Origin of the sequence: Klebsiella sp. X1-16S-Nf21 (genome assembly GCF_002837615.1) — a bacterium.
Lineage (GTDB): Bacteria > Pseudomonadota > Gammaproteobacteria > Enterobacterales > Enterobacteriaceae > Klebsiella > Klebsiella variicola.
Genome location: NZ_PJDK01000024.1, coordinates 62,184 through 72,413 on the forward strand (window position 1 = coordinate 62,184; position 10,230 = coordinate 72,413).

Here is a 10,230-nt window from a genome sequence, read left to right on the forward strand (position 1 = left end):
TCTTTTCCTAATTCCAAGGTAATTTTATGTTTGAAATTTCAATATTGATTATAGGGGGTATTGGAGGTGTTGCATTTATATTTCTCCCTGCAAGATTTAAACTTCTCATGGCATTATGCCTATGTGTAGTCCAATTATATATATTACCAGGGCCATATGATTTATCCCTTGCATTGGTTTCGTGTTTTTTACTTATTCCAGAGTTTTTCTCTAATATTAAATTTTTAGGACAAAAAAGAATAATGCTATCGTTATTCTTGATTATAGTTTTTAGCAGTGCAAGTTTGCTTTGGTCTGTTCAACCATCTTCAGGTTTTAGAGAAATACTGACATTTATTCAATTTATGCTAATTGTATCCGGTGTATATCATGTTACTAAAAATAATGGATTACGGTACATGTATAGTATACTTAATGTCATGCTTATATTAATAGCAATTGAAGCAGTTTTAATAATACTTTTTAGACTATTACCAGACTTAAAATTGGGATTGATTTTATCAAACACATCGCGAATTTTCCTTGGAGGTAACGTTTTAGACAGTTTGTTATATGAAGGTCAACGTAATAACTTCTACGATCCTATCAAATCTGGCGGTTTATTCTTTATAAATGCTAATGCTGCTGGTTGTTATGTTGGCATTGCGTCATTTTTGTCATATTCTATCTATAAAACAACAAGAAAAAAAACCACATTATTACTAGGGTTAGTATGTTATGTGTCAATTTTTTTTACAGGTTCAAAGGCAAGTGCTCTTTTTGCGGTTGGTATTCCCCTATTTATTTATTATTTAACATCCTCAAACAAAAATAAAATCACGATTATTACATCTGTATTGGGATGTGGAGCATTTTTGTTTTTTGTTGTCAATATATTTAATATAAGTATGAATAGCGAGTTTTTAGCAGAATCCACTGATACAGCTGATACCAGATTCGGTATATGGAATTACGCTTGGCATGCTTTTATTAATAATCCAATAATCGGCCAAGGTTATGGAGGTTGGCAAGAAGATTATGGTCGCTTTTTTAAGACTGTGTATATTTACCCACCGCATAACACAATAATATATATGTGGTCAAAGGCAGGGTTAATGGCTGCTATACTGAGTTGTTGGTTCATTTTCTTAACTTTAAAAATAAACTGGCGGGGGATGTTTTCAATAAATCAGAAACTTAAGTATGCATCTATCTCTGGAATGATGGTGTCTCTTTGGCTTATGCTCCACGGTTTTGGTGAAAACTTTGGTTTGGTAGGTGAACAACATCAGATGCCAATTCTTGCAATCTCAATCGGAATTGTAATGGCTCTAAAAAATATGACCTCGTCATTAAATTATAATATCAGTAATACAAAGCGGGAAGAAAATGAATAATAAAGTTGTTATTTTTGCAAGATCTATTCCAGCTCATAACTCTGGAGGCTTAGAGGTTGTAACATGGGATATGTGTAAAGGTCTGGCTAAGATTGGTTTAGAAGTTGAGTTAATAACAACGAAATTACCGAGTACAAGTTTCATATGTAAAGAAGATAATATCAATATTGTTGAAGTAGAAGGTACCATACCGGGGAAATATAACCGCGCGTGGTGGGAGAAATCTGCTGAACATTTTTTATCTTACCCTGCAGAACGGTTGATCGGAGTAATAAGCGTGAGTGCTGCCGGGTTTGGTGTTCTAAAATATAGGAATAAATATAGCAATGTAACTTTTATAATGCAGGCGCATGGCACTTCAATTGATGAATTAAAAACTAAAATAAAAAGCCGTTCTGCAATTAAAACCCTTAAAGGTATTAAAAATATATATTGGTTTTTTAAAGATGCGTATTACTATAAAAAATTCGATTATATAGTGGGAATTGGTGATGCTGTAGTTAAAAGCTTAACCTCTTTTCCAAATAATTTATTTGTTGCTGAAGATAAAGTAGTAAAAATTGAGAATGGGATTGATGAATCATTATTCTCCTTCTCCATTGATAAAAAAGAAAAGCTTCGTGTTGACTTCAATATTGCGAAAGAAAAAAAAATAATAATATCTGTTTGTCGATTGCATGAGCAAAAAGGCGTCGACAATAATATTCGTGTAGTTAAAGAGCTTGTTGAGCAAAATAAACATCAAGAACTACTCTATATCATCTGTGGTAGTGGGCCTGCAGAATCGTCACTAAAAAGTATGGTCCAATCGTTATCTCTTAACGAAAATGTAATTTTTGTGGGAGATCAAGACCGTGTCACTATCGCAAAATATTTGAATATGTCTGACGTATTTATGTTCCTTACAAAAAGGATAGAGGGGCTTCCTCTTAATGTTTTAGAAGCACAAGCATCGGGGTTGCCGATGATAATATCGAAACACTTACTTTTCGAACAAACGGAGTTAGTGAACAAAGTTGACTACAAAGATATAAAGAAAGCCGCTGAAATTTTGATTCAGATACTTTCTGAAAATGTTGAAGTCGACAGGAAATCGTATATTAACGAAGTAAACACTTTAGATTATTCAACTAAATTATATCATGAACTTTTGAATCGGAAGTAATATGAAAAGACAAATATTACAATTATTATCCGGTAATTTTATTTCAAAAGTATTAGGATTTGTACGAGAATTACTGTTGTCAAGATTTTTTGGGACAGGTGAAATTAATGGTGCATACAGAATTGCGCAGACGGGAACATTAGTACCTATTAATTTTCTCACAAGTGACAGCCTCAATTCAGCATTCATTCCATTATATAAGAAATATTTACTGGAAGATGAGGAAAAAGCCCGAACATTTAAGTGGATGATGTATATCGTTTTTTTATTTATATCACTAATCGTTTGGATTGGTATATATTTTTTTTCTGATTTCTGGGTGACGATTTTAGCTCCAGGAGTAGATGCTAGAACAAAGCTTATCACCAAAGATATGCTTGAAGTTATGGCATTATGTACACCTTTTTATTTATGTTCTGCAATAATAAATTATGTTTCAATGGCGCATAATGACTTTGTACCAATGTCTATGCGAGCTATCGTGCAAAATCTAGGAATGTTATTAGGAGTATTTGCAGCATTTTATCTTAATAACTATAAATATTTAGCATGGGGGTTTACTGGTAGTTATATATTTTTCTGCTTTTGGGCTTTCGCAAGGAAAGATTCCACAACGCTGTTCAGTCGACCAACAAAATTTACAAAAGTTAATGCTAAGGAAGTTTTCGGTGAATTTGGTAGCATAATGAAGCCGTTGCTTCTTTTGCCATTTATTTTGCAGGGTAATATTGCCCTTGAAAGATCTTTATCATCTTTAATTAGCATAGATGCTGTGTCTGGTTTAGATTATGCAAGGTTTATAACTGATACAATTAACTTTTTTGTAGCCATTCCTATCGCTTTTGCTGGTCTTTCGAATTGGGCATCGTCTGATATTTCAAAAACAAAAAATAATTTACTTAATATAAATAAATTGCTTATCTTCTTCGGGTGTAGTTGCTCGTTTTTTATATATATAAGTGCAGAAGAAATAGTATCGTTGCTTTTTAAACATGGAAAATTTGATAATGATTCAGTTGTTATAACTGCTAATTATCTACGTGGGATGGCTATTGGTTTGTGGGCTCAACTTATTGGCTATATTTTTATTAAAGCTTTAAATGCTCACATGCAAAATAAGAAAGTGCTTATGGCCGTTTCTCTCTCAGTCTTGGTAAATATTGCTGGTAATTTACTTTTATACAAAAATTTCGGGGCTTATGGTATTGGGATTGGTGCTTCGTTAAACGGATTGCTATTATATTTCATTTGTTCGACATACTTAGGAATTATTAATAAAGTAATTAAGCCATTAATTATTATGGTATTTATACTAACACTCTATAGTATCATTTATATAACATTTAATGTCGAAAGTTATTTTTATAGCAACCATGTTATTTATACTTTAACACTTAATTTTATTTCTTTTTACTTATTTGTCATTGTCTTAGGGTTCTTTTTTAAAGAGTTTAGGATGGTGTATTCAATTATAAAAGTAATACAATGCAAAATATCGGGAGGTAAGGAGAGATGATTGGGAAATTGATAAGGTATTTTATTTCTTTCTGCTATTGTTGTTTTTTGAAGTTAAAGTACCGACAAAAGTTAGTTATCAATCCATTTAAAGTTTATATTTCAATATTATCAGAAATTAAGATTACCGGAACTGGTAAAGTCCAAATAGATTCATCTAAAGGGCGTGTTTATATTTCCCCATATTCATCGATTGTAAGTTCTGGTGGCAATATATACATAGGGAGTGGTGTGTTCTTTAATAAAAATGCAAATATAGTCAGTCACGATAATATTTACATTGGAGAGAACTGCCTTTTTGGGCACAACATATGCTGTTTTGATTCTGATCATAGATATAATGATCTTTCTAAAGATATACGTTATCAAGGTTACGCTAAATCGCCAGTCAGAATCGAGCGCAATGTCTGGATTTGTGCAGGTGTAATGATAACTAAGGGCACTATTATTGGTGAAAACAGTGTTATCGCAGGCAATTCTGTGGCAAGAGGTTCTTTGCGTAAAAATTCTATTTATGCAGGTATTCCCTGTAAGTTCATTAAAGAAATTTCATAGGGATAAATTATATGTTAAAGAAAATGTTTTTTTTGTTTTTTATAGTAAGCGTGTTTAAATGCCAAGCTTCAGATTTTCTTATTGGGGTAAATTCACACTTATACCAAAAAAAAGATGAGGAAATTATATCAACAATTGATAAAGTAAAATCTCTTGGTATTAAAGCGATAAGAGTAGATGCCCCTTGGAAATTAGTAGAACGAGAAAAAGGTGCTTACTCGATTCCTCCGGCTTGGGACGTTATTGTAGATTATGCTTCAAAAAATAATATTGATGTATTATTTATCCTTGATTATGGTAATAAATATTATGATAATGGTGATAAACCTATTTCCAAAGATGCGGTAAAAGGATTTGTTAACTATGTTGATTACCTGACAAAACACTTTTCTAATAGAGTGAGATTTTATCAAATTTGGAATGAATGGAATAATAAAAATGGAGATACTACACCTGGGAAGGTTGAGGATTATAAGGCTTTGGTTAAAAATGCATATCCTATCATAAAGAAAAATGCTCAAGATTCAATTGTAATTACAAGTTCTTTTTCTCCTGCTGCTTTTAATAAAGCCATAGGATTAGAAAGAAGAGGCGATTATTTTAGGGATTTTTTAACAACAGATATGGTGAATTTTACTGACGCATTGTCTATTCATCCTTATACGACTTATCGCAAACCGCCATTCCATCAATTTAAGTATTATACGAAGCAAATTGAATATGCGATGGATTTATTAAAGTCTGGACCTTTTAAAAATAAACCTATATATATTACTGAAATTGGCTGGACGACAGCCTCTAGCCCTGTTGCGGTTTCTTTAAATACTCAAGCTCAAGATTTGAAAAATGCAATTTGTCAGGCAAAAAAATTAGGTTACGCGGGTGTTTTTATCTACGAATTAAAGGATAATCACTTATACCCTAAGGATCCAGAAGATGGCTTCGGAATTTTGGACTCAAAAATGCAAAATAAAGATGCGGCGAATATTATACAAAATTTAGCCTGTAACTAAATAAATATGTTAATTTTAACTTCGTCGAATTATTTGAAAGGAAAATATAATGAACCAAGAGAAGAGTATTGGTATAGTCGCTGATTGGTTAGTCACTTATGCTGGGGCCGAAAGAGTTATCAAGGAAATAATAGACATATATCCAAACTCTGATTTGTATTCTGTAGTGGATTTTCTTTCTGAACAATCGCGAAGTTATTTCCATGGAAAAAAAGCATCAACAACATTCATTCAGAAGTTACCTCGTGCTAAAAAAGCATATCAGAAATATCTTCCTTTTATGCCATTAGCTATAGAGCAACTCGATGTTTCATCACACGATGTTATTATTTCAAGCAGCCATGCAGTAGCCAAAGGAGTATTAACTGGCCCGGATCAATTACATATCAGCTATGTTCACTCTCCAATTCGTTATGCGTGGGATCTCCAGCATCAATACCTTAGAGAGTCGCATTTAGATAAGGGTGTTAAAGGCATTCTTGCTAAGTATCTTCTCCATAAAATACGACAATGGGATTATAGAACAGCAAATGGCGTAGATCACTTTATTGCAAACTCTCAATTTATTGCAAGGCGAATTCATAAGGTTTATGGCAGAACAGCTGATGTGATCTATCCCCCCGTTGATGTTCATCGCTTTTTGATGAATACATCTAAACAGGATTTTTATCTTACTGCTTCCAGATTAGTGCCATATAAAAAAATTGATCTCATAGTTGAAGCATTTTCTAATATGCCAGATAAAAGGTTAGTTGTTATCGGTAATGGTTCTGAGATGGCTAAAATCAAAAGTAAAGCTAAAAGCAATATTGAAATTTTAGGTTATCAACCTGATTCTGTGATGCTTGAGCATATGCAAAATGCTAAAGCTTTTGTTTTTGCTGCTGAAGAAGATTTTGGTATAACCCCGGTCGAAGCTCAAGCTTGTGGTACACCAGTTGTTGCATTTGGAAAAGGTGGTAGTCTTGAGACTGTTCGTCCTTATGGTGTAAATAAACCTACTGGGGTATTTTTCGATGAGCAAAGTGTTCCATCTTTAGTAAAAGCTATTAATTTCTTTGACACTGTGTCTGATAAAATAGAACCTCAGGATTGCAGGGAGAATGCCTTGCGATTTTCTGTTGAAATATTTAAAAATAATTTATCAAAATATGTTGAAGATAAATGGATCGAGTTTAATCTTTCTAAAAGAATTGAATACTAAATATTCTTTTAAGGAATTTCTCTTATTGCTAATTATATTAAGAGTGAACTAGAATGACAATACATTATCAGCGGGCAAATGCTAATGCCTCGCTTATATCGATGGTTCAAAGATTTTCTGATATAGTTCTTATTTTTACAAGTCTATATGCAATATGTTTGTTAAATAACGTGCAATTTGAGATAAAATATTTACTTTTTTCGCTTATTGTCCTCGTGATTTTTCAAATGGTAGGTGGTATTACCGATTTCTATCGTTCGTGGCGTGGTGTTAAAATTTCTGCTGAGCTGAAATTAATATTAAAAAACTGGTCCTTAAGTTATGTGCTAGCTTTAGGCATTATTTCATTAATTCATGACTTTGATCTTAATATAACCGTTGCTGTAATATGGTATATAATAGTTTCAATTGGTTTTGTATTATGTCGTACATTGATACGTCTCGGTGCCGGAATGCTAAGGCGCCTGGGTTATAATACTCGCCGTGTAGCTGTTGTAGGATCATTGCCTGCAGGTATTAATCTGCTGAAAGGTTTTGCCGAAGAACCATGGATGGGATTTATTGTTTTAGGCTATTACAATAGTGAAGTTTTAACAAATGTTGTAGATATCAATTACTGTGGGAACCTTGATGAATTAATCGTTGATGCTCGCAATGGTAAAATCGATAGAATATATATCGCTATGAATATGCAAGAAGAGGCTAAGATAAAGAACATTGTACAGCAATTGACTGATACAACATGTTCTGTATTATTAATTCCTGATATCTTTACCTTTAATATTTTGCAAGCAAGAACTGAAGAAATCAATGGTGTGCCAGTAGTGCCATTATTTGATACGCCACTTAGTGGTATCAATATGATTTTCAAAAGGCTTGAGGATATTATTGTTTCAAGTATTATCCTTGTATTAATTTCGCCTGTTTTACTGGTAATTTCGATAGCTGTTAAATTTTCCTCTCCAGGCCCCGTACTTTTTAGACAAATACGATATGGAATGGATGGTAAACCAATACGAGTGTGGAAATTTCGTTCTATGCGGGTTATGGAAAACGACAACATTGTAGTGCAAGCTAAAAAAAATGATGTCCGTGTTACTAAGGTAGGTAAATTTTTACGTAGCACTTCGCTTGATGAGTTACCGCAATTCTTTAATGTTTGGTGTGGGCAAATGTCCGTTGTGGGTCCGCGACCACATGCAGTAGCTCATAATGAACAGTATAGAGCTTTAATTCAAGGTTATATGCTTCGTCATAAGGTTAAACCCGGTATTACCGGCTTGGCGCAAATCAATGGGTGGCGTGGTGAAACTGATACACTTGAAAAAATGGAAAAGCGTATCGAATACGATTTGTTGTATATCAGAAGTTGGAGCATTTGGCTAGATCTTAAGATAATATTCCTTACAGTTTTTAAAGGATTTATAAATAAAGCGGCTTATTAATTTCCTTTGATGTTAGCAGTCCTTTGTTCATTTGTAATCCAACATTTCTTCCTTGTGCTAGTCTATAAATTTTCACTATGAGCTCTTTGTACTTTGGGCTAACATTATCATCACATTTAAGCTGCGAACGTGTCGCAGTGACCACACCAGACAGGAGTATGTAATGTCCAAGCAACAGATCGGGGTTGTCGGTATGGCAGTGATGGGGCGGAACCTTGCGCTGAACATCGAAAGCCGTGGTTATACCGTCTCCGTTTTCAACCGCTCCCGTGAAAAGACCGAAGAAGTGATTGCCGAGAATCCAGGCAAGAAACTGGTTCCTTACTACACAGTACAAGAGTTTGTTGAATCTCTCGAAACACCACGTCGTATCCTGTTGATGGTGAAGGCTGGGGCTGGCACCGACAGCGCCATCGATTCCCTGAAGCCTTACCTCGATAAAGGCGACATCATCATTGATGGCGGCAACACCTTCTTCCAGGACACCATCCGTCGTAACCGCGAACTGTCTGCCGAAGGTTTTAACTTTATCGGTACCGGTGTTTCCGGTGGTGAAGAGGGGGCTCTGAAAGGGCCTTCCATCATGCCAGGTGGTCAAAAAGAAGCCTATGAACTGGTTGCTCCAATTCTGAAGCAGATCGCGGCGGTTGCAGAAGACGGTGAGCCATGTGTCACCTATATCGGTGCTGACGGTGCTGGCCATTATGTGAAGATGGTTCATAACGGCATCGAGTATGGCGACATGCAGCTAATTGCTGAAGCTTATGCGCTGTTGAAAGGCGGTCTGGCTCTTTCCAACGAAGAGCTAGCGCAAACCTTCACCGAATGGAACGAAGGTGAACTGAGCAGCTACCTGATCGACATTACCAAAGATATCTTCACCAAGAAGGATGAAGAAGGTAAATACCTCGTTGATGTCATTCTTGATGAAGCTGCAAACAAAGGTACCGGTAAGTGGACCAGCCAGAGCTCACTGGATCTCGGCGAACCTCTGTCTCTGATCACCGAGTCCGTATTTGCTCGTTACATCTCTTCGCTTAAAGACCAGCGTGTAGCTGCTTCGAAAGTGCTGAGTGGTCCGCAGGCTCAACCGGCCGGCGATAAAGCGGAATTTATCGAAAAAGTGCGTCGCGCGTTGTACCTTGGTAAAATCGTCTCCTATGCTCAGGGCTTCTCCCAGCTGCGAGCTGCTTCTGATGAATACAACTGGGATCTGAACTACGGCGAGATCGCTAAGATTTTCCGCGCTGGCTGCATCATTCGTGCGCAGTTCCTGCAGAAGATCACCGATGCTTATGCGCAAAACGCTGGCATTGCTAACCTCCTGCTGGCACCGTACTTCAAACAGATCGCTGATGACTATCAGCAGGCGCTGCGTGATGTCGTGGCGTATGCCGTACAGAATGGTATTCCGGTACCGACGTTCTCTGCGGCAATTGCCTACTACGACAGCTACCGTTCCGCAGTTCTGCCCGCTAACCTGATTCAGGCTCAGCGTGATTACTTTGGTGCGCACACCTATAAGCGTACTGATAAAGAAGGTGTATTCCATACCGAGTGGTTGGAATAATCTTTAAATGCCACAGTCAGGCCATTTGGCCTGACTGTTATCTATTGTTAGTTATTCTACAATAATCTGATCAAAGTCATCTTATTTGCACGCCTGCGTTATTTATCCAGCTCTAATAAACCAAATGCTTATCTTTTAAGAATTTGCCATATTTATACTTTTGTACACCTATAATAAGCTGCTTCTGGCCTCAGAATATATCTGGGTGTTTAATAACAGGGTTTTAATTAAAGGATATTAATATGTTGCTTCCTGTGATCATGGCTGGTGGTACCGGCAGTCGTCTCTGGCCGATGTCTCGCGAGCTTTACCCGAAACAGTTCCTCCGCCTGTTCGGGCAGAACTCCATGCTGCAGGAAACCATCACCCGACTCTCGGGCCTTGAAA

General features: G+C 36.0%; 9 protein-coding genes. All 9 read left to right on the forward strand.

Annotation, left to right across the window (positions count from 1 at the left end; all coding sequences use genetic code 11):
* Positions 1-26: 26 nt before the first annotated feature.
* Positions 27-1,376: an O-antigen ligase family protein gene (locus CW267_RS13260; RefSeq protein WP_032754952.1), complete on the forward strand. Its 1,350-nt coding sequence runs from the start codon at positions 27-29 to the stop codon at positions 1,374-1,376.
* Positions 1,369-2,541, forward strand: coding sequence for a glycosyltransferase family 4 protein (locus CW267_RS13265; RefSeq protein WP_100781303.1), 1,173 nt, complete (start codon positions 1,369-1,371; stop codon positions 2,539-2,541). The genes CW267_RS13260 and CW267_RS13265 overlap by 8 nt, the downstream gene beginning before the upstream one ends.
* A gap of 1 nt (position 2,542) precedes the next feature.
* Positions 2,543-4,057 carry a lipid II flippase MurJ gene (locus CW267_RS13270; RefSeq protein ID WP_032754947.1) on the forward strand — a complete coding sequence of 505 codons (1,515 nt, stop codon included), beginning with the start codon at positions 2,543-2,545 and terminating at the stop codon, positions 4,055-4,057.
* Positions 4,054-4,611 carry an acyltransferase gene (locus CW267_RS13275; protein ID WP_077257840.1) on the forward strand — a complete coding sequence of 186 codons (558 nt, stop codon included), beginning with the start codon at positions 4,054-4,056 and terminating at the stop codon, positions 4,609-4,611. The genes CW267_RS13270 and CW267_RS13275 overlap by 4 nt, the downstream gene beginning before the upstream one ends.
* A gap of 11 nt (positions 4,612-4,622) precedes the next feature.
* On the forward strand, positions 4,623-5,624 hold the full coding sequence (locus CW267_RS13280) for a hypothetical protein (RefSeq protein ID WP_032754944.1): 1,002 nt from the start codon (positions 4,623-4,625) through the stop codon (positions 5,622-5,624).
* A 49-nt stretch (positions 5,625-5,673) separates the two neighbouring features.
* On the forward strand, positions 5,674-6,828 hold the full coding sequence (locus CW267_RS13285; protein ID WP_100781304.1) for a glycosyltransferase family 4 protein: 1,155 nt from the start codon (positions 5,674-5,676) through the stop codon (positions 6,826-6,828).
* Between the two features lie 53 nt (positions 6,829-6,881).
* Complete coding sequence (wcaJ, locus tag CW267_RS13290) at positions 6,882-8,273, forward strand: undecaprenyl-phosphate glucose phosphotransferase (protein WP_032754937.1); 1,392 nt, start codon at positions 6,882-6,884, stop codon at positions 8,271-8,273.
* Between the two features lie 163 nt (positions 8,274-8,436).
* Positions 8,437-9,843, forward strand: a complete 1,407-nt coding sequence (gndA, locus tag CW267_RS13295) for an NADP-dependent phosphogluconate dehydrogenase (protein WP_000043543.1) — start codon at positions 8,437-8,439, stop codon at positions 9,841-9,843.
* A 242-nt stretch (positions 9,844-10,085) separates the two neighbouring features.
* Positions 10,086-10,230 (forward strand): sugar phosphate nucleotidyltransferase (locus CW267_RS13300; RefSeq protein WP_242816814.1); only part of this gene is annotated, 145 nt, incomplete at its 3' end.